Origin of the sequence: Klebsiella indica (assembly GCF_005860775.1) — a bacterium.
Taxonomy (GTDB): Bacteria; Pseudomonadota; Gammaproteobacteria; order Enterobacterales; family Enterobacteriaceae; genus Klebsiella; species Klebsiella indica.
The window spans coordinates 19,979-44,795 of record NZ_VCHQ01000038.1; the positions used below are offsets into that span (position 1 = coordinate 19,979).

The following is a 24,817-nucleotide window of genomic DNA, read 5'->3' on the forward strand; positions in this document are numbered from 1 at the left end:
GCCTTACTTTTTTGCTCGATATGAATAGCAAAACGGCCACCCTGGGGTAGCCGTTTCACTGTTATTTACTTCGCTTTCGCCACGGTCACCATCGCCGCGCGAATCGTACGACCATTCAGGGTATAGCCCTTTTGCATCACGCCCAGAACATTGCCAGCCGCCACATCTTCAGACTCAACCATCGCAATGGCCTGGTGTACGTTCGGGTCCAGCGGCACATTGGTATCAGCAATCACTTCCACGCCGAATTTACGCACCACATCCAGCATTGACTTCAGCGTCAGCTCAATGCCTTCAATCATTGGAACCATATCCGGGTTAGCTTTATCAGCCACTTCCAGCGCGCGATCCAGGCTGTCGATAACCGGCAGCAGTTCGTTGACGAATTTTTCCAGCGCGAACTTATGCGCTTTTTCGATATCCTGCTCCGTACGACGACGCAGGTTATCCTCATCGGCTTTTGCACGCAGCACCACTTCACGTTCGCGCTTCTGCGCTTCAACAAGCTGTGCTTCCAGATTCGCAATTTTTTCATCGCGCGGATCCACCTGCTCAGCCGAAACTTCAGGCTCTACCGCCTCAACGTCATCGTGCTGCTCCGTGATAATTTCTTCCGGGGCTTGCCCCTCAGGCGTTTTCTGTTCTTTACTACTCATGAATTTCTCCGCGTTTTTTCGCATTCATCTCGCTAACTTCGCTTATTATGGGGATCAGTTTCCGGGTTTCAAGGGAACACAGCCAGATTGTCACTATTCATTTAACCTAAGGACATCCAGATCATGAAGAACCATTTCAAGTGTATAGGCATCGTGGGACACCCCCGTCACCCAACCGCCCTGACCACACATGAAATGCTCTGGCGCTGGCTGTCCAGTAAAAATTATGACGTACTGGTTGAACAGCAAATCGCGCATGAACTGCAGCTTAGCGGTGTTAAAACAGGGACGCTGGCGGAAATTGGCCAACAGGCGGACCTGGCCGTTGTCGTTGGCGGCGACGGCAATATGCTCGGAGCCGCACGCACGCTGGCGCGCTACGATATCAACGTCATCGGCATTAACCGCGGCAATCTCGGTTTTCTGACCGATCTCGACCCGGATAACGCGCTACAGCAGCTCGCCGACGTACTCGAAGGCCATTATATCGCCGAAAAACGCTTTCTGCTGGAAGCGCAGGTGTGCCAGCAAGATTGCCAGAAGCGCATTAGCACAGCCATTAACGAAGTCGTTCTGCACCCCGGCAAAGTTGCGCATATGATTGAGTTTGAAGTCTATATTGACGAGGTATTTGCGTTCTCTCAACGCTCCGACGGCCTGATTATCTCTACGCCGACCGGTTCCACGGCCTATTCCCTCTCCGCCGGAGGACCGATCCTGACGCCTTCGCTGGATGCTATCACCCTGGTGCCCATGTTCCCGCATACGCTTTCGGCCCGCCCGCTGGTCATTAACGGCGACAGTACCATTCGTCTGCGTTTCTCCCAGCGCTGCAGCGACCTGGAGATTAGCTGTGACAGCCAGATAGCCCTCCCGATTCAGGATGGTGAAGATGTATTGATCCGCCGCTGCGATTATCACCTCAACCTCATTCACCCTAAAGATTACAGCTATTTCAATACATTAAGCACTAAACTCGGCTGGTCAAAAAAATTGTTCTGATTTTATGCCCCGCCTCTTTACTGTATAAAAAACCAGTTTATACTGTATTTAAACACAGTAATGGTTTTTCATACAGGAAGGCAGCTATGTTGGCACAACTCACTATCAGTAATTTTGCTATCGTTCGTGAGCTGGAAATCGATTTTCACAGTGGTATGACTGCCATCACCGGTGAAACCGGCGCCGGAAAATCAATTGCCATCGACGCGCTGGGGCTTTGTCTCGGTGGTCGGGCGGATGCCGACATGGTTCGCAGAGGCGCCAGCCGGGCTGATTTATGCGCGCGCTTCGCCCTGAAAGACACGCCCGCCGCCCAGCGCTGGCTGGAACAGAACCATCTGGAAAGCGGATGTGAGTGTTTACTGCGTCGGGTCATCAGCGCTGATGGTCGTTCCCGCGGTTTTATTAACGGTACGGCAGTTCCTCTATCGCAACTCCGCGAACTGGGTCAGTTACTTATCCAGATCCACGGTCAGCATGCGCACCAGTTACTGACCAGACCCGAGCATCAAAAAGCTCTGCTTGATGGCTACGCTGGTGAGTATGCGCTTACTCAACGTATGGACGAACACTATCGCCAGTGGCATCAAAGTTGCCGCGATCTGGCGCAACATCAGCAGCAAAGCCAGGAGCGCGCAGCTCGTGCAGATCTGTTGCAATACCAGTTAAAAGAATTAAATGAATTCAATCCGCTGGCGGGTGAATTTGAACAGATCGATGAAGAATACAAACGACTGGCCAACAGTGGTCAGTTGTTGACGACCTGTCAGCATGCGCTAACGGTGCTGGCAGACAGCGAAGAAGCCAACCTGCAAAACCTGCTCTACACCGCGAAACAACTGGTGAGCGAACTAACCGGCATGGACAGTAAACTCTCCGGGGTGTTGGATATGCTGGATGAAGCCTCTATCCAGCTTAGCGAAGCCACTGACGAACTGCGTCATTATCACGATCGCCTCGATCTCGATCCAAATCGTCTGTTCGAGCTGGAACAGCGCATTTCCCGGCAAATCACCCTGGCGCGCAAGCATCAGATTTCCCCTGAAGAACTTCCTGCATTTTACCAGTCCTTGCTGGAAGAGCAGCGCCTGCTGGACGATAACGCCGGTTCTCTTGAATCCCTTAGCCAGAGGGTCGCTGAACATCATCACCAGGCGCTGGAGACAGCAAAGCAGTTGCACAACCTGCGCCAGCGTAGTGCTGATGAACTGGCTCGGCTCATTACTGAAAGTATGCACTCACTTTCGATGCCACACGGCGTGTTCTCCATTACTGTCGCGTTTGATGAACGTCATCTTACTGCCGAAGGCGCGGATCATATCGAATTCCGCGTAACAACTAACCCGGGCCAACCGCAGCAGCCGATTGCCAAAGTCGCCTCCGGAGGTGAGTTATCTCGTATTGCGCTCGCGATTCAGGTTATCACCGCGCGGAAGATGGAAACGCCGGCATTGATTTTTGATGAAGTGGATGTAGGTATCAGCGGCCCGACAGCAGCGATAGTGGGCAAACTGCTACGTCAGTTGGGTGAATCAACCCAGGTGATGTGCGTGACTCATCTACCGCAAGTTGCCGGTTGCGGCCATCACCATTTCTTTGTCTGTAAAGAAACTGACGGGGAAATGACTGAAACGCATATGCGCCCTCTGGATAAACGCGCCCGTTTGCAGGAACTGGCCCGTCTGTTGGGTGGTAGCGAAGTCACCCGTAACACCCTGGCAAACGCGAAAGAGTTGCTTGCCGCGTAAACTTTTTGATTTTCACAGAGTCATAGTGAACAGCAAATTGCCAATAGACCTGCAGCCGAAGGTTCCCAACCGGGCAAAGGTCTATTATCATCGGCATATTACAGACGAGCCACGTACTGTTCGGGCCCAAAAAGGAATCAAATCACTATGCGCTGTAAAACGCTGACTGCTGCCGCAGCGGTTCTTCTCATGTTGACCGCAGGCTGTTCCACTCTGGAACGAGTGGTTTACCGACCTGACATCAACCAGGGTAACTATCTGGCACCAACCGACGTAGCAAAAGTTCATGTCGGCATGACGCAGCAACAGGTTGCCTATGCTCTGGGTACTCCAATGATGTCGGATCCGTTTGGCACCAATACCTGGTTCTACGTTTTCCGTCAGCAACCCGGGCATGAAAAAGTCACCCAGCAAACCCTTACCCTGACCTTTGACAGCAGTGGAGTGTTAACCCACATTGACAACAAACCGGCCCTGACGGCGGAGTAAGACTGCTTAGATACAAAAAGCGCTCACTGAGCGCTTTTTGTGTTTCTGAAGATTTGCGCCTGAAACGATTACTTCCCTGCGTTTTTCTCTGCCCGCTGACGACGTAGTTCTTTCGGGTCAGCAATCAGCGGCCGATAAATTTCTACCCGATCGCCATCATGAACTTCATCCTGAAGCTTAGCCGGGCGGCTATAGATCCCCACTTTGTTTTTCGCCAGATCGATATCATCACGCAGCGCCAGAAGACCGCTGGCAACGATCGCCTGCTCGACCGTCGCCCCTTCATCCAGCTTAACCTGTTGCAGATACTGCTTTTCTGGCAACGCGTAGGCGACTTCGACCATCATTTTAGCCGACACTGTAGACCTCTTTGGCACGGCTCGTAAACGCTTGCACCATGTTCATGGCCAGCTCTTTGAAGATACGACCAAACGCCATTTCAATCAGTTTATTGGTAAATTCAAAATCGAGATGAAACTCAATTTTGCACGCTTCAGGGCTTAGCGGAATAAACGTCCAGCCGCCAATCAGCTTTTTGAATGGGCCATCGACCAGGCTCATCAGGATACTCTGGTTACTGGTCAGCGTATTTCTCGTCGTGAAGGTCTTACTGATACCCGCTTTAGATACATCAACCGCCGCAGTCATTTGCGTTGGTCCTAGTTCCAGAACCCGACTACCGGTACAGCCCGGCAGAAAATCAGGATAAGACTTCACATCATTTACCAGTTGATACATTTGTTCCGCACTGTACGGCACCAGTGCGGTACGGCTAATCTGAGGCATGGCAGGTTCCACATATAAACACGGTACAAATAATACCATTTATCTACTGCTAAAAAAAACGCTGTACCGCAACTCGTGCTAAGATAGCGCATTACGCCTCGCAGGATGGATTGAGGTACGACTGTTTTAAGACGATGACTTCAGGATACTATGACTAAGAAAAAAGCCCACAAACCTGGATCAGCCACCATTGCGCTGAATAAACGCGCTCGTCATGAATACTTTATCGAAGATGAATACGAGGCTGGTCTTGCCCTTCAAGGATGGGAAGTCAAATCCCTCCGAGCAGGCAAAGCCAACATAGGCGATAGCTACGTCATTCTGAAAGATGGCGAAGCCTATCTGTTTGGCGCTAACTTTACGCCAATGGCGGTGGCTTCCACTCACTATGTCTGCGACCCCACGCGTACCCGTAAGCTTTTGCTAAACCAGCGCGAACTGGACACGCTATATGGACGCATCAACCGCGAAGGTTATACCGTGGTTGCCTTATCGCTGTACTGGAAGAACGCCTGGTGCAAAGTAAAAATTGGCGTCGCCAAAGGTAAGAAACAGCACGATAAACGTACCGATCTAAAAGACCGCGAATGGGCGCTGGATAAAGCGCGCATCATGAAAAACGCAGGCCGTTAATTCCCTTCTGCTCTTGAGGGTCAGTTTCACTGGCCCTCGCGTTATATTGTTGTTGATGCTGACTTTTTGCTCTGCCTGCCGGAATAATCCGCGAAACGAGGACTGGTAAGCATATTCATAAATCTGTTATACTGTATTTACACATTGGGGCTGATTCTGGATTCGACGGGATTTGCGAAACCCAAGGTGCATGCCGAGGGGCGGTTGGCCTCGTAAAAAGCCGCAAAAAATAGTCGCAAACGACGAAAACTACGCTTTAGCAGCTTAATAACCTGCTCTGAGCCCTCTCTCCCTAGCTTCCGCTCTTAAGACGGGGATCAAAGAGAGGTCAAACCCAAAAGAGATCGCGTGGATGCCCTGCCTGGGGTTGAAGCGTTAAAACTAATCAGGCTAGTTTGGTAGTGGCGTGTCCGTCCGCAGGTGCCAGGCGAATGTAAAGACTGACTAAGCATGTAGTACCGAGGATGTAGGAATTTCGGACGCGGGTTCAACTCCCGCCAGCTCCACCAATCATGATTGGACAGTGATAGGACATCACTAGCAATAACAGGAAGTTAGCAGTCTCAGCAGGACACCGACCAGACGGTGAGGGGACAAAAAAGGATACGCAAAGGAGCCGCGGCTCCCTAGCGACAAAAAAGCCCGCCTACGCGGGCTTTTTTGTTTTACTCCACCAGCAAGTTAATCGCTTTATCATGGCGGTATGAAGATGAGCTAAGGATAGGATAGGCTTTTGTATCAGCTCAATGTTCATATAAAAACATTTCGAACTTTGGTACACAAAACTACACAGGGATAACTTTATGTCTCTTCGTTTCAGACAAACCTTTACTCTATTTCCTGGCGTGAAACTCAACATTGGAAAGCGTGGAATAAGCGCAAGCATCGGGGTACCTGGTGCAACTGTCAATGTTGGGAAAAAAGGACTCAGGGCGACTGTGGGACTCCCGGGTACGGGTTTATCTTATACTACACCTACCCTGCCCTATGATGATGGCCACTCAGTTACGAATCCATTAATTCCGTCCTCGACAGAACCTGATTTTGGCTTGACGGAATCATTTCCAAGCAACACTCCATCGAACGCTAAAATATATATGCCCATGGCTGGCATGAATGAAATTTCAAGCGCTTCGGTGGAAGTCCTGACAAGCTCGTCCCTTTTACCTTTACGGGATTTGATTGCTAAAGCGCGAGAACAAAGGGCAGAGATAAAATCTGATTTACAAGAGGCTCTTGCTGAAGAGTCAAAACAAAAGAACGAGTTGGTTCGACGCAAATCAAGTCTATTCCGTTGGTTTTACAAACGACGCATCGCAGAACTTGAGACAGAACTTCCCGTAACGCAAGCTGAGATATCTCGCCTAGTATCATGGGAAGATAGCACAAAAATAGCCATAACCTTCGAGAGCAGTGATGCTTCACAGCGCGCATATGCAGCAATGGTCCGTGCATTCGATATGTTAAAATCGAGTGTCAAAAAATGGGATATTACTGCAGATAAAGCTACAGACCAGTTTGCCGAAAGAACATTAGCAACCAGGTCTGTTAATCGTCACCCAGTTACCTTTGATTTCAGTTCAACGGATCTCATTCAATTTACAGGGCGTGCAATGCGATTTGAAAATGTGAATGGCGACGATATTTTGCTTTATCCTGGAGTTGCAGTCATACCACGAGCTGATGGGGCGTTCGCTCTGATTGATTTACGCGAATTACAAATCAGTTCAGAATATCGAAGATTCCATGAGGAAGAAGGTGTTCCCAGTGACTCACGCATAGATGGGCATACATGGGCGAAAACGAATAAAAATGGCTCACCAGACCGTCGATTTAAAGACAACTACCAAATCCCTATCTGCATTTATGGAAATATTACTTTCCATTCTCAAACTGGGGTAACTGAAGAATATATGGTATCAAATGCAGACGCCGCTCAAGCCTTTGCTGAGGCAGTAAAGCGCTATCAGACCTCACTCGCAGAATCCGAAGCGTTGATGAAGGCCTAACCTATCGCAGATATGGGGTGTCGGGGGTCGGAGGTTCAAATCCTCTTGTGCCGACCAAATTTCCCCCAACGTTTTGTCTAGTGAAGTCCAGACAAGACTATAAAAAACTGAATAAACAGTAGGTTGCATAGACCTACTGTTTTTCTGTTGTCTAGCAAAGTCCACACTGATACAGTGAAATCCAACATTTTTAGGCATATCTTTAGGCATACAATCCATTATGTCGTCTGAGTCATATGCCTAACCAGTGATTGGAGAATGATATGGCGCGTCAGACAAAGCCCCTTAACAACACCGAAGTCAAAAATTCCAAAGCGACTGAACGTGCCACTATCCTGTATGACGGGGACGGCTTAGAACTACTGGTTAAGCCCGGTGGCTCAAAACTCTGGCGATTCCGCTATTACAAACCTTTCACTCGCAAACGCGCCATGATTAGCTTTGGTGCTTACCCTGCTGTATCTCTCTCTGAGGCACGTCAACTTCGTGAAGATGCCCGTCTTCTATTGAGCAAAGATATTGATCCGCAGGAACATAAAAAAACTGAACAGTTGCGGCAAAAAAATGCCACTGAGAACACTTTTCAAAAGGTCGCTGCCGAATGGTTCAAAACCAAAGAATCAGCGGGGCTGGCAACTCATACGTTAAACGATATCTGGCGTTCTATGAGTAAATATGTATTCCCACATATTGGCTCTATGCCCATTGCTAACATCACAGCTCAGCAGTTCATCGGAGCGTTAGAGCCAACACACGCAGCCGGAAGACTAGAAACGGTTAAACGTCTAAGCCAGCGTATAAATGAAGTTATGGATTACGCCCTCAATTCTGGGCTGGTATCTGTAAACCCCGCAGCACGAATCGGGCGAACATTTCATAAACCTAAGGTAAAGCACCGCCCTGCCCTACCTCCAGAGCAACTCCCCCTTTTAATGAAAACTCTGGCATTTGCCAGTATCGGACGACAAACCCGCTGTCTTATCGAATGGCAATTACTTACGATGATCCGACCTGCCGAAGCGTCAACGACTCGCTGGGATGAGATCGACTTTGACGCAAGAGAATGGCGTATCCCTGCTGGTCGCATGAAGATGAAACGCGAGCATATCGTTCCACTTTCTGAGCAAGCTTTGGCTATTCTGGAAGTGATGAAGCCCATCAGTAAGCACAGAGATTATGTTTTCCCCGGCTACAGGAATCCACTTGAACCTATGAATAGTCAGACAGCAAACATGGCGCTTAAACGGATGGGCTTCAAAGATCTGTTGGTGGCTCATGGAATGAGAGCGATTGCCTCAACAGTGCTTAACGAGAAAGGTTTTCCACCAGACGTGATTGAAGCTGCTTTAGCTCATATCGATACTAACGAAGTCAGGAGAGCCTATAACAGATCACAGTATCTGGAACAGCGTAGAGAGATGATGATCTGGTGGGGTGAGTATGTAGAAGCAGCATCCTTTGGAAACTCATCAATCAGTGTTATTGGCAAGTTAACCTCAATAGAAGGATAGACCGATTAAAATCTTTAGCTGCTCTCATAATTGAGCTTTCTCACAGTTGTGAGCAAGATAGTGAACATTTTGCATTTCATTCGCACTAAAAATGATTAGTATGTCTATGTAAGAATTCTGATTTATAGCTATGTTCAGTAAAATTTTCATAGGATAAAAAATGTCTAACATAGAGGAAACACTGCCAGGAAGTGCGATCAGTTCTTGGGGGGGCTTTGTTTACCAAGGTAAAGTAGCCCTTTATCACTGCCTGAAACTATTAACTGTAAAATCATTTCAACAGAGAATAATTGATAATTTTGAGTTGCAATTAGATAGCACAGATGACTTTGCTATTTATTGTGATGGCAAGGTGATCTCAACTCATCAAGTGAAAGCAAAGCTATCGCAATATCGTTCTGAATATGTCAAAGCTATTTATAAAGCAGCATGTATAGCTACTGACTGTGATGAAAACACAATCAGATATTTTCATGTAGCTAAAGAACTTGATAATTTTGAAAATTATACAAGTAATGATGGAAAAATAGTTGAGTTTTACGGTTATGGCGATAGTAAATACTGTTTACTATCAAAAATAAATGAATTGATTGATGAGCAAATTGAATTATTTTTAGATACCAATAATTTGATTAAAACAAAAAATTTAATTATTGAAAAATCCACTTTACTCTCAGAGCTTATAACTAATAAAGTAATTGTAATTCATAACTTAGTTCACAATGGACAAAAACAAGACTACGCAGCATATCATAATAGAATAGCAAGTAGCATTTTTTGGGAATTACTAACATCTCCCCCACTTAATCGGACAGACGAAATATATCAAGCATTATTAACCAAAGAAAAAATAACCACTATTATTGAAACTGAATTCTACAATGATTTGGACCATTTTAATGAGAAGCAGATTGAATCAATTTCAAACGTTTTCAGGTTTATTTATAGTTTAAATGATAGCTCTGCTATACGAATGCATACATCATTACAGCCTCACAGAGAAAATAATGTTATAAATAAAGATGACATTAGGGATTATCTTGATGTAATTTCGGCTATATCTCACATACCCAAATTATTCGGCTTACCTCATTATTCAAAAAAAATAAATAAATATCTTCCAACAGCATTGACCATTAGAGATGGAAGACGACGAAATACCTCATTCCAAGAAGACCTGAAAAAACACATACGAGATAATGCTACCCTTGCCTCATTGCTTTATGAATATAATAATATTATAGCCTATGAGATATCAGAGGATACTATAATATCAGCTACATCAGAGAAGATTACAACTGTTCAAAGCACTCAAGAAAAAAATAACCACATTGTAAAAGAGTTTAATTTAAGGGTATTGTCTTCAGACAAGGCCGAGGAAGAACTAAATGCTGAATGAATTTATAAAACAGGCTATTGAAGATCATCATTTTATTGAGATAGAAAGCAAGTCAAATGAAATATCCTTCTTTAAAAAGGAAAAAGGTGAATTACGCAGATATATAATAACTTACAGAACCGATCAACTTGAAGATGCGACTGTTATTAATGAGTTAGTAATTAATAACACCCCAACTGAACTTTTAGAAGCTCCAGCCTTTGCAAAAAATACTGACCTTATAATAGTATTCCAACTCGACAAACTTTCAAATTACAAGCAATATGAAAAAAGTATATTTGATATAGAAGAAAATGCTTATCATTTCAAAAAATATGTTTTGTATTATTCAAATGAAGAGAACCAATTAATTTCCGGGAAGAACTTCAGCAATCTTAAAGCAGTTCTCTCAGATCATGAAGAATTCTCAATATATAAATCAGATCCATCCCGACCTAGCCTGTATAATATGGCAGCTAGAATTTTCATTAAGCTTCCTTTTTTAGAGATGCCTGATATAGAAAAGGATATTGTTCCAATTGATCTCCAAATCAATACGCTGGTAGATTCATTAAATTTATCTGAACCATATAATAAGATCAGCACAGCAAATAAACAAACTGATATTAATTTAGAAATGCTAATTGAGGAATTAATAAATGAAGAACTGGAAGCTATCAAAGCTGAGAATAAATAACTTCAAGGCTTTTGATAAAGTCGAATTCGATTTTGAGAGTTCTTCTTTGTTGACACTTGAAGGCCCTAATGGATATGGCAAAACAAGCGTATATGATGCTTTAGAATTATTGTTTACAGGAAAAATAAAGAGAATTGAACAACTATGTCAAACAATAATGCTAGGTGGCGTTAGAAATTATAGTGATAACCTTTTCTGGAATAAAACAAATGGAGAGGAGGATATCGAAATCAGTGTGGAGATGTCGGATGATAACAATGAAAAACTTTACTTTTCACGTAAAGCACTTGCAGACGATTTAAAAATAATACAGAACAATAAAGCAGATAATTTTAATATATTTAAACTCCATAAATTAGAGTTGTTAGACTCCTACGAAAATAGTACCTTAATTACACAAAATGAACTTGATGAAATATTAGGCGAAAAATTCACTGATAACTACAACTTTCTCAACTATCTTGAACAAGGTCAGAGTTCATTTATTTTCGCTAAAAGTATAAGAGAGCGAAAAAATGCTATCGGTGGTTTAATGAATGTCAGTGAACTAACTGACAATATAAATTTATGTGGTAGAGTTGAAAAGGCATTAACAAGAAAATTCAATGGCCTTAATTTCACTGAAAAGAGAAACTCTCTGATATCACAAATCCAAGCGATAAGTGAGTTGGGAACGAATGAGAATAATCCTGTTCAATATGAAAAAATCTCAACCCATCTTAATACACCATCATGGGATGTTGAGAACCCTTCATTTTTTTCTGACATTGAAACAACAAGAGTAAATGAAAACAAAATTTCCTTGATTAAAAACCTAATTACTAACAAGGAACAGCTTCGCGTAATAATCGATAATATCAGAATAGAAAATTTCATAACAAAAAACGAAGAACTTTTAACAGAGGTTATAAACGTAGGACACCATATTGAATACTACCCAGAACTGACTCAAAAGAATAAGATTAACAATGGGATCAATTTATCTTTAGGCATTTTACGTAAAAAAGAAGACTCTATAACTCAGGGAGATATAGACAAAATTGAATCTCATGTGAAGTTGGATATCATAGATTTCAAAAGGCGTTTACAACTTCGAGATAATTATAGAAACGAAATAGGCAAGAAAAATATTATTCTTGTCGATATTAATCAGGCAAGAAAGAAATTAACCGAAGAACATCAGAAGGCTACATCTTTATCAGAAAAAAATTGTTTACTTTGCGGGCACGACTGGCTCACAAAAGATTTTTTATTAGCCGCGATTGATATTAAAAGCAAAGCATTAGAAGGCTCATTAAATGACATAGGGAAACTACTACAAACAGAACTTGATGAAATAAATAAATATAAGGATGCTGAAATACAGCGTTTAGTCGAAACACAAGCACAACTTAAATTTGACAAAAAGTTGTTTGACAGTTTACAAAAGGCTGAGAGTATTTTCGAAAAAATAATAAAAATAAATGATAGGCTTTCACAAATCGGAATATCTTACCCGCAGACTTTTACAGATATACCAGAAGAAATAGAATCAAGAAAAGAATCATTAATATCGCTGATACGTAAGCAAAAGAAAAATGAGCTGATCACACTTCCCGGAGGTTGGGAATCAGTCTTGAATGAATCATTCGCCACACCAGACGATGTTTTCAACTTAGACTTAGCACAGATCAATCAAAAGGAAAAATACTTCTTATACAAAAAGATTGAAGCAAATAATCTTAGACTTAAAACTTTAAAAAAAGAGCTTAGCGATTTGTTAGATATGGATAAAGCCTTAACAAATGCTAAACAGAAAATTACCACATTAAAGGAACAACTCACTATACTAAACAAAGATTATTCTAAAAAAACCATCGCTGATATAGAGTTAACGTTCCATATTTATAGCGGTAGACTTATCCAAAACTACCAACGTGGCTTAGGACTATTTATAGATGAAGGGAATGGAGATAGACTGAGGTTCTGCACAGCAGAAAAATCAGAACATGACGCAACCATGTCAATGAGTTCTGGACAACTATCGGCATTAAGTTTGGCCTTTTTCCTATCACTTAATAAAGTGTATGCGAAGTCCCCTCTGGTTCTGATAGATGATCCAGCTCAATCTCTCGACGAGATAAATATTGCCTCTTTAAGCGATTTACTACGCTGTGAGTTAAGTAATAGGCAGTTGATACTCTCATCACATGAAGATAATATTTCTTCATATCTCAGGTTTAGATTCATGCGTGCAGGCTTGTCGCAAAAGCCATTTAATATGCAAACACATATTGGCAAGTGAATACCCAGCGGCTGAGATAACAAATATCTCAGCCGTATAAATAAATTTAAATTTAGGAGGATTTATACTCTAAGAATATTCAATTACATCAATGGACTTTGGAGACTCTTCTCAATTTGTAGGTTTGCAGATTGCTGAATTAAAAATATTTTTTATGATAACCGATAATTAAGTACTTAGTCATTTTATATCAAAATGGATTTACTTCTTGATCATTACGGAAATTCCTAAGTTGGAGTATGTCCATATCACATGATACATCTGATATGCAAATGGATTTTTGACTTTATCGTGATTGTGTGCTATAACACACAGTATATTAACAGTTTAAGTTGAGGTGAATGATGAAAGCGCTTATGGGTAAAGATATTAAAACTATCCTTAGAGACCCTAAGGGGAAAGAACAAATGCAAACCTTCATAGGTAGTAATCAGAGTTCAGGAAGTGTAGAATTATCTAATGGTGATACTTATAGAATTATGTCTACTAATTCTAAAGAATTTTATGACTATATAAAAAGTAAAGAACCTGTAGCTAAATAGGGATATTATAGTGAATCTTGCTTTTCAAGCTTTCTTCATTTTATTTCTTATGCTGCCAGGTTTTCTTTATATTAAAAGGTACGACAAAAAGGAAAACACCACTCTTGAATCTAAGGGTTTAGACGCGACATCAGCTCAATCTGTTTTTGCAACTTTAATCCTTCATACTGTTTCATTAACTATCTCTTATTTTTTATTTTGTAAATCGGTTGACTATTCAATAATCATAAAGATATTAACCAACGAAAAATTACAACCAGTTGATATTAATAAAATAATCGATAGTAGAAGATGGATTATAAGTTATTTCTTTTTAGTGTTCACACTTGCATATGCTTCTGGATTGGCCTTACAAAAGCTAATGTTTAAATTGAATCCTTATAAGTCTTCAGCCTTTGCCTTCAATTTACCTTGGTATTATGAGCTTAAAGGTAAAATAGAACCTACCTCTATTGATAAAAATAGTGTAAGTGAGTTCATCCGCATAACATGCATGATTGTTTCAGGTAAAAACACATATCTCTATAGTGGGATTCTTAACGATTTCTATTTAAATATTGATGGTAGTTTAGATAGAATCGCAATCACAGGAATATCCAGATTAGAATTAAAAAACAACTCCCATAGAGGAAAAGAAGAAACAATAAATGTCGATAGAATGATATTAAAATATGATGAAATTCAAAACCTAACCCTAGAATATCTTATTGCCATCAAACAATAACAAGCAAGGGCTAACTCTCAGCATCTCCTTCGGTGATACTTTGAGTTGCTCCTTGTTTTTCCGCCCTTTGGTTGAAAAAATTAAAAGCAAAATCAACTGCATACATTGACATTTTCAGCATCTATCATATAAGTAAAATAAGCATAACGGAGATGCTTATTTTACTTTACTATATGAAAGGAGTTCATATGAATGATAGAAATCATACTTTTAATAACATCAAGCCATTCAGAATCTGTAGCTATGAAAATTTCGCTTCTGCTGAATTACCCTCTCAGCAGACACGTTCTCATTGTATTAGTATCAGATTAAATGATGCCGAGTTATCTTACGTTGATGGCTTACGAGAGGATCTCAACCGTGCTGTTTGGATGCGTATGTCAGCATTGAATTGTCTCCCTCCCAAAATTCCTGAAATAAATCTAACTGTCTGGAAAGACCTTGCCAAAGCATCTCAGGATCTGAACAACCTTGTTCAGCATCTCAACACTAAATCACACGATAGTCCTTTTACTATCACTGAAATTTATACGGTGCAAAAAAGAATAAAAGCACTAAGAGATGCCCTTCTGTCAGCAAATCGATCTGTCAGTGATAAATAATGAAGGGGATGCAAAAAATCCGCAGAGGAAAGAGTTTTGCTGGCGTCGTCCTCTATGCGTTAAAGCCCGGTTCTCATCATAAAAAAGACCCTATCGTGATCGGCGGAAATATAACGATAGTTGGCAATGCCGCTAAAGATCTGATCGCTGAATTTGATAGCACCAAACAGCTTCGCCCTGACGTGCAAAAGGCTGTTTGGCACAACTCGCTTCGCTTACCTAAAGGTGAATCACTAACGGCTAAACAGTGGTTCTGCATCGCAGATGACTACATGACAAGAATGGGGTTCTCTGAAACGCATCTCAGATGCTACATCCTACATGACGACGAAGATGGCCAGCACATCCATATCATCGCCAGCAGAGCGTCTCTTAATGCCGGAAAGCTCTACCTTGGGAAGAATGAGAATCTTATCAGCACACGTATCATCCAGGAACTTGAAAAAGACTACCAGTTAACCAGAACCAAAGGACCTGATGCTCTGAAACCTTCTACCTCGCCAGTAAAACGTAAAAAATCACGTAATGAGGCTATGTTAGAGGAGAAAACTGGTGAACCATGCCCTAAATCCATCATCCAGAGGGCTATAGATTCGATAACGCTAAATCCTATAGCAATTGATGACTTCGTTGAAAAGCTGAATAGCATGGGGATTACGGCGAAAAGCAACATTGCCTCAACTGGCAAGATGAATGGATTTTCGTTTAAATGCAAAGGCGTTGTGTTCAAAGCTTCCCAACTTGGTAAGAAGTATAGTTGGAAGAACTTGGAACCAATGATTTCGATGAATTCCAGTTCACACATTGGAGATGAAAGACCTGTCATCCCTGAACCTGCTGCCCATCGCAGCTACGAAGCTGTCATACCTATAGTGGAAGACTATCCTGATGAAAAGATTTACCCTGAGATGAGGGTACCCTTACCAAGACCTGATACAGCCCCCACAAAACCTACAAGTATGACAATGCGTTGGATCGCAACCATACCTTATATTGTGAGTGTTATTAGCGCACTTAAAACGATGCGTATCCCCTTTCTAAAGGCGTTCAATGGCCCAGAAAAGTTCTTTTCTGTGTCCATGATTCATCTGTCCTCTGTAAGCCTGAGACAGCCCAAAACGGATAATTTCAAACCAAAAAGTTCCCACCCAAAAGCCCATAAGCCCCTACTTCCCTGATTTCTCTACATATTAACGATCGTTTAAATCGATCGATTTTCTTATATTGATAGCCTGCAACAATCAAATGAAAATAATCGATCGGTACAAGCAATTTGCTATGTCCTTAGAAGTGTTCAAAATGTACTTTCATGCATAAATCGGATAATAGGTTGATTTTACTAGCCTATTTTTCTATCCACGTATTGAACATACAGGAACTGAAGTATGAGATATCTCATGATGAAGCGTGTAATGTTAGCAATCCTTCTTCCGTTTCTTATTGGATGTTTATTTGGTGCTAAAGCATTGTCAGAGTATTGGGTTGTGTGGATTTTTGTCTGTGCAATGTTGATGATTACAGCCTGGGGTGCGTGGTTAAAAAATAAAAAAAGAAATACCATCTTTAGCTACCTGAATGATAATGAAGATGGCGTATTTATCTACAAATTTCATAATCAGGAGATGCGATTAGATAAAGCCAAAAAACAGCTTTATTTAAAAGATGGGTTAAACGAAAAAACCTACGCTTTCTCCGATGTTGAAAGCTGGGAATATAACATTAGCGCAGGTGGTCAAATCCTCACTTCAGGTCTTAATCCTACAACCAACTTAATTAACAATAAGATTCTTGGTGAAAACGTTAATGACACAGGATTTTTTATCAAGGTTAAAGACATCAGAAACCCTGAGTGGCATATTCGATTCTTTCCTCAAGAAGGATCTTATAAAGATCAGAAGGGATTAATTAGCTTAAAAAAACAGATGATGCAGTGGATGACCGTTTTTGACTTAACCGTAAACGCTGATGCAAAGTAAGGAAAACAAGAATGAAAAAAATCATAATGCTGGTTTTAACTTCCATGATGCTGACAGGCTGCAACAGTGAACCATCGGATGCAGATATTTCACAAGCCATGCAGAGCTTTATGAGTGAGATGCATGGCACACTGAATTCTTCCAAGAAAATTGCCTGTAAAGATAAAGAGAGTGATGGCAGTTATCTCTGCTCGGTAGAATTCGATGCAAAATTACCAATCGTAGGCGACAGAGCATCAACAATGGAATTAAAGTTTATTAAATCCGATGACTCATGGAAAGCAATGGCACCATCTAAATAACCTTAATTATATTTGACAAACAAAATAAAGTACGTCATAGATAGTAAATTGATAACAACCAGTGGATTGCGCCACTGGCTGTTATCCCAATGGTTAATACACAGATGTGCTAACCACCATTAAAAGGATAAACAACATCACCTTTAATGCACGGGAGCGTTTTTTGTTCATACGCCACTCCTTCTTTTTCATCAGCAACCTTATTGTTGGTGATGTTGCCTCTATGGGCTGATGCAGATTATCATTTTAAAATACCAAAAGCACCTGCAAGGGTGCTTTTTTATGTATTGATTAAATTAGTAGAGTGATAATGTACGAATGGTAATATTAAAATTCAAACTATAAGTTAGCTTAGTTTAATGATGCCATACAAAACTACAGCCCATACTTTTTCCTTTTATCCTTCATGGATAACCCTCTTTTTAAGGTCGAAGCCTCATATTTCCTTTTCTCATTAGCATAGACTTTCTCTGTTCGGCTACTATTACTGACTATAAAATTAATCAATGAAGAACATACATGCTTCATACGCTCTTTGTTGATCAAATCATCATCCAGTTTATTTATATGACTATAATATGAAAGTAGCAGGAAGGTTAAAACAACCTCCCTGTTGGAGAAGGTCATTTTTTCTATACCACTTTGGTATTTGATATAAAATCCTGCACAAAAAAGATACGCGTTCTCTATAATTTCTTTATCTTCAAAACCTGATTGCGTAAGTTTATCCACAAATCTATCAAGCAGAAGAAGATATCTTTCCATAAGATTGACGTTTATTTTTTTCATAATATGCATCCTTGCACGTTAAGTTAGGTCTTCCTGACGATCAATAAATAACATTTTTAAATTAAAAATCAATAGTACAGTAAAAATATATTTACAGAATGTAATATCAAATTTACTTAATTATCGTTTTTTGCACGCAAAGGTTCATTTAGCTGATGTGGCTTAAGTCCATACTTATATGAATTGTACTGCCATAGTGTAAACTGTTCTTTATATCTGGTATTTTGCTTCTTCAGAATTTCATTTTCCGCTTCCAGATTTTTTATCCTCTGTGCAGCAATTCTCAGGTTAGCAGGTTTTTTAAGAGGATTTTCATCGTGTTTTAATTTTTCCTTTTTCAATAGATATGCATTCACTATATCTTTGTGCATACTCAATGACTGTCGAGTGGGTTTCTTTCCAATATGTGGTTTTACAGATTCACATAATGAATCCCATGTTAACTTACCATTCCATGTCTGGATGGTGCTTTTAATTTTATTTATATCTTTTCTTGTTAAATGTTTTGCCATATCACCACCTATTTACTTTATTAATTTTTATAAGTTATTTTTGATTTTTCGGGATCTTTTTGTCTAAAATGGACAACACTTTTTCGTAGTGAGCAACCCATCTATCGGCACCATAATGATCATCATCCACAGCATCTTTAGCCATTTGCCAGAGTGAGCGGATTTTTTTAATGCTTTGTTCTCTTTGCTGTTCACTCATTTTGCTATGCCCTACCCATCCATAATGGGCGGTTTCAGATAATTTCCTGCAAGGGGGGATGACGTAATCGTGAATACAATATCCATGAGGTGTTAAATGAATAGCCCCACTCTCTGAATCATTAAACACTCCAGTCCCGACAGGCAGAATCTCACCAGGCTTGGGCTGGTAGCAATAACGATGATTCCCCAGCTTCAGTGTCTCGACTTTTTCAAGCATCTCTTCCTGCGAAGTATGGTTGTAGTCTCGGTTTTGCATCACACTGACTCTACCCGACCATTTTGCGATATCTAACTCTGATAATTCACCGAGATGAGCAAGTGTGTTTAGCAAATGTCTTGGCTGATGAGAGCGCAGATATAACGCTTTACCTGAATCATCCAGATAGTCGTAACGCGCAAAGATATTTTTCATTACCTGTCTGTTTTTTCTTGCCTTCTCTATATCCTGCGTAAAGAAGTCATAGGTTGGCCTGTATAATACGTAATCAACTGTCATTTTCAGATCATGGCACTGATGCAGATTCAAAAGACACAATGCATTGCTGTATTTCACTGATTTCTCTTCATCAAACCAGGGAAAATCCGCAGGTAATAATCCAGTTATCATTTTCCATAGTTTTCTCAGTGTGTAATGCCCGTCTTTTGGATTCAGGAACGAAGTGCCCCCGTCGAGACTCGTGCGCTTCAGTTTTTCAATACATTGCTTCTTATCATTTAGTGGATAACCAAGCGCGTGGCAAACCTGAATAACATCAAGGGGTTTATCTTCACTTACTTCAGGGCAAAGCGAGTGTCTATAAAATTTATCCGGCGAGGATTCATACCATCCTGCAAGAGTGCGTGCGTTTTCAGACAGTCTGCGCAGTCTGCTAATGGCTTTTCTAGCAACGGGCACGATTACGTCAGGTATCCACTTGATAGTAGCACCATAGCCTTTTACGGAATAAAAACGCAGCCCATATCGCTCTACCCCATTTTTATCATTTCGGGTAATTTCACAGTCAGCACGCAAGGCCAGTATTTCTGAGGCACGACTTGGTGAACACATCAGTAGCGCAAAAGCTGAGGCTGTAAACAGATCTCTCTCACTGAGTTCTTCATCCGGTCGGGAAAAAATTTCGGCTATAGCGAGTAAAGCTCGCTCATCCGGTAATTTATTTTTTCTGTCTTCATTTTCTTTCTCAGGAAGATAATTATTTTTAGTATGGGGTTTGACCGGATTGACCCACCCAAGGAAGCCACACTTCACAAAATGATATTCAGATAAAAACTTAGCCAGTTTTTCAATCTCATAGCCACATTTATACAGAAAATTTTTTCCATAATGCTGACCTGCAATCTGCAAAGCTTCATCAAGAACAATGACCGATGTATTATAAACATAAGCATTTTGATGAACCTGTAAAAGTGCTTTTTCCAGGCACTTCAACACCGTTATTGCTGTACCAGGCTTTTTAACTGGGTTCAGTGCCTGCTGATATCGAATATAGCTTTTTGCAAAATCTACAAAGTTTTTATCTAACAGGTATTCATCTTTAAATGTGCCACAGCCAGAGTCCAATTTTCTAAAAATGGCAATACCTCTCCAGACAGGCGAATCCCATTTCAGATCTGCTCCGAACACGGTTAATTTACCACGGCAAAAGCTGATAAATTCCTGAACATTTCTTTCTGCATCTAAATCGGAGTGAGATTTGAATACAATGACATTATTCATATATCACCTCTTTGTTATCAGCATTATTGTGTAATGGTCTGAAATAAATACAGCTATGACATGGTATTGTTGAAGTATCGACGCAGGGTGAACATGTTTTTTTCGTCAATAAACCATGATTGCCATTGGCTCTATCCCCCTGCACTTTCCCAAGAAAAACATCAGCAAGAAAGGCCAGTTTCTTAGAAACTGCCTGACTAATTTTTTCGGCATTATCGGGAAGGTTTTCAATATAAATTCCTGCACTGGCGATTGAAGAGTGATCTAACAGTTCGGCAATAACCTGTACGCTACATCCTTCACGGGCCAGTCTTGTCCCAATGGTATAACGAAGCCTGCGCGCACTCATTTTCATGGGCTGTGCCGTTTTTTCCGAAATCACATTTTCTTTTTTAATTATTTTTTTCAGAATAATATCAACAGTATGTTTTGATGCATGAAGTCTGTCAGAAACTAGTAAGTCTAAGGTTTTCTCTCTTCCGACCAGCATCTTACAATGGGTTCTGTCAACGAAAACGGGAATCTCATCTTTTTCTGCTGGCTTAAGTGCCCTGCCAATTTGAGATTCAATAAGTGCAACAGAGGCGCTGGCTTGTTGGTTGAGGATATCAAACATAGATTTATTAATATTCAATGACCTGAAAGACTGCCTGAACCCAAGACCTTGCTTAACTCTGGGAATATTTATAAGAAACCTCACTTCGCCATTGCGTGTCCTTTCTTTTACTATATCTTTCAATTTTAATGACATGATTTGCAATGGTCTTCGCCCTGAAAAACTCGCTAACAATGCCGCAGAAAACTCATGCAGTGCTATTTTTTTATTTCTGTAAGCACTGTATATAGCCTGATTCAGAGCCTCATGCTCATTATCAGTCAATGCCCCTTTATCCGGGTTGTCCTGTCTTATGATATTCCCTGCTTCTTTAACTTTTAACCTTGTTGCTTTCAGAAGCGTTATTACTTTTTCATCAATGCCATAGTAGCCCAGAGAATGCCATCTGATGAAAAAACATCTCAAACTCACTAAATTCTGCATTTTCCATTTAGGCAGTGAAGCTCTGTAGTTTAAGATAACCGATTCATCAATATATTCAGGGGATACCTTACTAATAAAATCATTCATGGCATTATTTATTTTCGATACATAGCTGGGGCTATATCGACAGGCATAAAAAGCAAGCGTATTCAGATATCCATCAATTAATTTTGATTCAAGGAGAAGAGATACTGCCTCAACATTAACAAGGCTATTTCTGTTTAATCTCCACTGTCCATCATTGATACAAAATGAATAGTCAGACTGTTTTGCTTTTAAAAGCACTCTATCTTCCTGACATTTTAAATCATTCATTAATGTATCCCTCCATCAGTTGGTTCTGCATGGCAAGAGAAGTTTTGTGAGCCTCTTCAACTAAATGCCTTCTGTTATAAATTTGCGCCGTTCCAGAACCCGTTTTCCATCCCATAAGATACGATCTGATTTGTTCTTCCTTTTCCTCCGAAAAAGTCTCATCCATCCCATCTACCAGTGAGGAAAACTCATAATTCCATGTATGTCTTAATTTATGTCCTGTTAGTTCGGCCAGTTCAGGTGAAGTCTCGCTTATCATATTAATAATTTTATGATATGCAGAAAAAGACAATGGTTTTCCCTGTGAATATCCTTTTTTATATGTAATAAAGAGAAAATCGTTACCTTTTGAATTATTCACATGACGCCTATCCTGCATAATATAATTAAATAACTCAGCCATTAATGTATTGCCCACAGAAAACATTCTCTCACAAGTCTTCACAAGTGGTTGATTAACTCTTGGATCAAACTTATCATTGGGTCGTCTTTTTATTACAATCATTCCTGAAGAAAAATCGATATCCCTGATGCGAAGATTTAACAACTCTCCTGCCCTGATCCCAAAAGAAAAAAGGAGTAATATAATCAATCGGTTTCTTGACTGAACTTCATCAGCAAAAGGATTAAGTTCAGAGCCAGGTCTGACTATCTCAAATAAAATATCAAGCTGTTCTCTGCTTAATGTTTTCTCATGGATTTGATTTTTATATCCGTTTTCATTTGATGGTCTTTTATTTTTTAGCTTATCAATAAAACTGTCCATTATTTTTTGATTATCTTTACTCTTAGTTCCGATTGTGTGAACTTCACACAGCCATTCAAGATAATTAATAATAACGGTCAACCTGAAATATTTTGTCGGTTCTTTAACAACACTATGCTCATGCAAAAATGTTGTTCTTTTGTCTTTGAAGTTTTTCGAAACGAAATCAGCCAAATCATCAATTTCATTAAGATCCAGAAATTGCAACGTAGCTATTCTCTCTCTGATATCTATTCCTCTGAGAGAAAAAAATCGATATAGTAATGCCAAATTTCCGCCAATAGCCTCCATCGTGTTGATCGACTTTGATCTGTTTCTAACTTGTGTAGTTATATAGAGGTTTGGATAATATAAAGGCTCTCCTGATATTTTATCTATCACATGGCAAAACCTTTCTCCACTTTCAAAAACAAAAGAATTAACGCTGTATTTTTTCACATCATCTCCTTTAAATTTTACATTAATACACAGGTGATATATATTAATAAATGACACTATTATTTTTTACAAAAATAATAGTTGTTAATTTGTTTATTTTTGTTTCAATTCAATAATATGAGTGCTAAAATTTTCGCACCTTATATAAGGTGAATCTAGTTTTTATTATGTTTACCTAATACTTATCAGTTTACCTCTGAGCCTTAGAAATACTAAGTTAACTTTAATCTGTAAATTTTTCTGTAAAATATACATACTTTTTATTCATTTATTTTTTACATTATTGGTAAATTGCAGTTTTTTATATTCCAAAGAAAGGCCTTTATTAATTTAATCAGGCAACGTGCTTTCTTGAGTTTTCGATAGTCAATTGAATCCATTCATCTACTTCACTTTCAATGAAAGCAACAGCACGAGATCCAATTTTTACTGGCGCTGGGAAGCATCCTTTGCTGATTAGCTGATAGATCCAGGCTTTACCATAACCGGTTCGATTGAGAACTTCAGGGAGGCGAATAAGACGGGTGTTGTGCTGATTCATAGTCGTTTCCTCTTGTGTCGTTTTGATGGGAATGACTATACGAGTGAATCAGCAAGAAAGAGACAGAAGCTGAGAACGCCAGAGCTAATAGAGGTTAGCCTTAGTCAGAATCTGAGATTTTCATCACCTCTGAAACTCTGATCTTTTTCAAATGGCTGTTCTTGTTGATGAACAGATGAAACTGGCGAATAAAAGGTATACTCGCCGCCTTCAAAGCAAGGGGTTTGTCTGTATCCCTGATTTGGTGGTTCAGGCGAGTGTTGATCTCATCATCGTCATCTGTATACAACAGGCGAGAAAGGCGGTCTTCTGATATACGTACTTTATGTAATTTTGACCATACCAGGATGTCGATCATGGGAATGAGTCTGTAATTAATGATTTTCTTGATGGTGCCATAGCCAAACCTGATCGAATCAGATGTATCGGCTTCGATACCCCGTACTTTACGCCATTGAGGTAGCGCAGCTTTGAGTGATTCAGCGATCTCTTCATCTGTCCCGTTTGCAAGATCGATTTCGACCATGACAGTATCCCTGAACAACTTGGGGAGAGCTTCTGAAACAGGGCTATCGAGGAATTCGCGGTTAACCGAGTACTCATCACCACCCTCCCAGAAGAAAAGTGAATTTCGCAGCCCGACAATACTGAGTTGCGCCAGTCTTTCAGTTGTTGTCAGATAGAAGTGAGGTGGCTGGTACAGGGTATCTTCTCTGGTAAGATAGCCAAGATGTTTTTCGGTAATGAGAAACGGTTTTCCACTGAAAATCCGTTCAATGTAAAGCCTGACCGCTTCTGCTTCGAATTCTTCATGTGTATTAGTCGCGACTTGATCTGACACATGGCCTTGAAAGGTTGAGAGTTACCGGTTTTGATATGGGTGTCGAATCCTTATACAAAACACGAGGTAACTCTCATGCTTCATACTACCAATCCCGTTATCAAACACAAAGCCGGTTTGCTCAATCTGGCTGAAGAACTCAGCAACGTGTCGAAGGCCTGCAAAATCATGGGCGTCTCCCGCGATACGTTTTATCGTTATCGTGAGCTGGCCGATAAAGGTGGCGTGGATGCGTTGATAAATCGTAGCCGTCGCGCTCCTAACCTTAAAAACCGAACCGATGAGGCCACTGAGCGGGCTGTTGTTGATTATGCTGTGG

Annotated in this window: 25 protein-coding genes, 1 other RNA gene and 1 pseudogene; 17 read left to right on the forward strand and 10 right to left on the reverse strand. The window is 40.6% G+C overall.

Translation table 11 applies throughout. The features are described 5' to 3' along the window. Positions 1-65: 65 nt before the first annotated feature. On the reverse strand, positions 66-656 hold the full coding sequence (grpE, locus tag FE839_RS23265) for a nucleotide exchange factor GrpE (RefSeq protein WP_138363102.1): 591 nt from the start codon (positions 654-656) through the stop codon (positions 66-68). A gap of 123 nt (positions 657-779) precedes the next feature. On the opposite strand from grpE, the gene nadK reads away from it, so the two are divergent. From nadK to bamE, 3 genes are all read left to right on the forward strand, one after another. Beyond that, complete coding sequence (gene nadK / locus FE839_RS23270; protein ID WP_138363103.1) at positions 780-1,658, forward strand: NAD(+) kinase; 879 nt, start codon at positions 780-782, stop codon at positions 1,656-1,658. An 86-nt stretch (positions 1,659-1,744) separates the two neighbouring features. Then, positions 1,745-3,406, forward strand: coding sequence for a DNA repair protein RecN (recN, locus tag FE839_RS23275; protein WP_138363104.1), 1,662 nt, complete (start codon positions 1,745-1,747; stop codon positions 3,404-3,406). A 147-nt stretch (positions 3,407-3,553) separates the two neighbouring features. Next, positions 3,554-3,895: an outer membrane protein assembly factor BamE gene (gene bamE, locus FE839_RS23280; RefSeq protein WP_138363105.1), complete on the forward strand. Its 342-nt coding sequence runs from the start codon at positions 3,554-3,556 to the stop codon at positions 3,893-3,895. Between the two features lie 68 nt (positions 3,896-3,963). Here the strand turns inward: bamE and FE839_RS23285 are convergent, their stop codons facing one another. Next, on the reverse strand, positions 3,964-4,242 hold the full coding sequence (locus FE839_RS23285) for an RnfH family protein (protein ID WP_395034114.1): 279 nt from the start codon (positions 4,240-4,242) through the stop codon (positions 3,964-3,966). 1 nt (position 4,243) lies between these two features. Then, entirely contained in the window at positions 4,244-4,681 is a 438-nt protein-coding gene (locus FE839_RS23290; protein ID WP_206665985.1) for a type II toxin-antitoxin system RatA family toxin, read from the reverse strand. A 150-nt stretch (positions 4,682-4,831) separates the two neighbouring features. Here FE839_RS23290 and smpB point away from each other — a divergent pair, with 150 nt between their 5' ends. The 13 genes from smpB (at position 4,832) to FE839_RS23355 (ending at position 17,339) form a co-directional block, all read left to right on the forward strand. Next, positions 4,832-5,314 (forward strand): SsrA-binding protein SmpB, encoded by a 483-nt coding sequence (gene smpB / locus FE839_RS23295; protein WP_138363108.1) that lies wholly within the window; start codon positions 4,832-4,834, stop codon positions 5,312-5,314. A gap of 146 nt (positions 5,315-5,460) precedes the next feature. After that, positions 5,461-5,823, forward strand: a transfer-messenger RNA (tmRNA) gene (gene ssrA / locus FE839_RS23300). 294 nt (positions 5,824-6,117) lie between these two features. Further along, positions 6,118-7,323, forward strand: a complete 1,206-nt coding sequence (locus FE839_RS23305) for a DUF4236 domain-containing protein (protein ID WP_138363109.1) — start codon at positions 6,118-6,120, stop codon at positions 7,321-7,323. Positions 7,324-7,586: 263 nt separating this feature from the next. Further along, positions 7,587-8,834 (forward strand): integrase domain-containing protein, encoded by a 1,248-nt coding sequence (locus tag FE839_RS23310; protein WP_138363110.1) that lies wholly within the window; start codon positions 7,587-7,589, stop codon positions 8,832-8,834. 160 nt (positions 8,835-8,994) lie between these two features. Then, positions 8,995-10,233, forward strand: coding sequence for an ABC-three component system protein (locus FE839_RS23315; RefSeq protein ID WP_138363111.1), 1,239 nt, complete (start codon positions 8,995-8,997; stop codon positions 10,231-10,233). Next, the gene (locus FE839_RS23320; protein WP_138363112.1) at positions 10,223-10,909 is read left to right on the forward strand and encodes an ABC-three component system middle component 1; all 687 of its coding nucleotides are present in this window, start codon (positions 10,223-10,225) and stop codon (positions 10,907-10,909) included. The genes FE839_RS23315 and FE839_RS23320 overlap by 11 nt, the downstream gene beginning before the upstream one ends. Next, positions 10,872-13,193 (forward strand): AAA family ATPase, encoded by a 2,322-nt coding sequence (locus tag FE839_RS23325; RefSeq protein ID WP_138363113.1) that lies wholly within the window; start codon positions 10,872-10,874, stop codon positions 13,191-13,193. The genes FE839_RS23320 and FE839_RS23325 overlap by 38 nt, the downstream gene beginning before the upstream one ends. Positions 13,194-13,534: 341 nt before the next feature. Further along, positions 13,535-13,735, forward strand: a complete 201-nt coding sequence (locus FE839_RS23330) for a hypothetical protein (RefSeq protein ID WP_138363114.1) — start codon at positions 13,535-13,537, stop codon at positions 13,733-13,735. Positions 13,736-13,745: 10 nt separating this feature from the next. Continuing rightward, complete coding sequence (locus tag FE839_RS23335) at positions 13,746-14,459, forward strand: hypothetical protein (protein WP_063863645.1); 714 nt, start codon at positions 13,746-13,748, stop codon at positions 14,457-14,459. A gap of 188 nt (positions 14,460-14,647) precedes the next feature. Continuing rightward, positions 14,648-15,061: a hypothetical protein gene (locus FE839_RS23340; protein WP_138363115.1), complete on the forward strand. Its 414-nt coding sequence runs from the start codon at positions 14,648-14,650 to the stop codon at positions 15,059-15,061. Then, complete coding sequence (locus tag FE839_RS23345) at positions 15,061-16,239, forward strand: relaxase/mobilization nuclease domain-containing protein (RefSeq protein WP_138363116.1); 1,179 nt, start codon at positions 15,061-15,063, stop codon at positions 16,237-16,239. The genes FE839_RS23340 and FE839_RS23345 overlap by 1 nt, the downstream gene beginning before the upstream one ends. A 207-nt stretch (positions 16,240-16,446) precedes the next feature. Beyond that, positions 16,447-17,037 carry a DUF4755 domain-containing protein gene (locus FE839_RS23350; RefSeq protein WP_138363117.1) on the forward strand — a complete coding sequence of 197 codons (591 nt, stop codon included), beginning with the start codon at positions 16,447-16,449 and terminating at the stop codon, positions 17,035-17,037. Between the two features lie 11 nt (positions 17,038-17,048). Then, a complete protein-coding gene (locus FE839_RS23355; protein WP_138363118.1) occupies positions 17,049-17,339 on the forward strand; it encodes a hypothetical protein in 291 nt (96 codons plus the stop codon). Between the two features lie 375 nt (positions 17,340-17,714). Here FE839_RS23355 and FE839_RS23360 read toward each other — a convergent pair whose 3' ends face one another. From FE839_RS23360 to FE839_RS23390, 7 genes and pseudogenes are all read right to left on the reverse strand, one after another. Then, entirely contained in the window at positions 17,715-18,128 is a 414-nt protein-coding gene (locus FE839_RS23360; RefSeq protein ID WP_138363119.1) for a hypothetical protein, read from the reverse strand. A 116-nt stretch (positions 18,129-18,244) separates the two neighbouring features. Next, positions 18,245-18,640 (reverse strand): hypothetical protein, encoded by a 396-nt coding sequence (locus tag FE839_RS23365; protein WP_138363120.1) that lies wholly within the window; start codon positions 18,638-18,640, stop codon positions 18,245-18,247. Positions 18,641-18,674: 34 nt separating this feature from the next. After that, positions 18,675-20,558 (reverse strand): DNA-binding protein, encoded by a 1,884-nt coding sequence (locus FE839_RS23370; protein ID WP_138363121.1) that lies wholly within the window; start codon positions 20,556-20,558, stop codon positions 18,675-18,677. Next, positions 20,551-21,912 (reverse strand): site-specific integrase, encoded by a 1,362-nt coding sequence (locus FE839_RS23375; protein WP_241675671.1) that lies wholly within the window; start codon positions 21,910-21,912, stop codon positions 20,551-20,553. Before FE839_RS23375 ends, FE839_RS23370 begins: the two co-directional genes overlap by 8 nt. Next, on the reverse strand, positions 21,905-23,116 hold the full coding sequence (locus FE839_RS23380; protein WP_138363122.1) for a tyrosine-type recombinase/integrase: 1,212 nt from the start codon (positions 23,114-23,116) through the stop codon (positions 21,905-21,907). Before FE839_RS23380 ends, FE839_RS23375 begins: the two co-directional genes overlap by 8 nt. Before the next feature lie 334 nt (positions 23,117-23,450). Beyond that, complete coding sequence (locus tag FE839_RS23385; RefSeq protein ID WP_138363123.1) at positions 23,451-23,657, reverse strand: helix-turn-helix transcriptional regulator; 207 nt, start codon at positions 23,655-23,657, stop codon at positions 23,451-23,453. Positions 23,658-23,757: 100 nt separating this feature from the next. Continuing rightward, positions 23,758-24,471, reverse strand: a pseudogene (locus FE839_RS23390) (DUF6387 family protein); the annotation flags it as partial. Positions 24,472-24,573: 102 nt separating this feature from the next. Between FE839_RS23390 and FE839_RS23395 the strand changes: the two are divergent. Further along, positions 24,574-24,817 (forward strand): helix-turn-helix domain-containing protein (locus tag FE839_RS23395; RefSeq protein ID WP_138363124.1); only part of this gene is annotated, 244 nt, incomplete at its 3' end.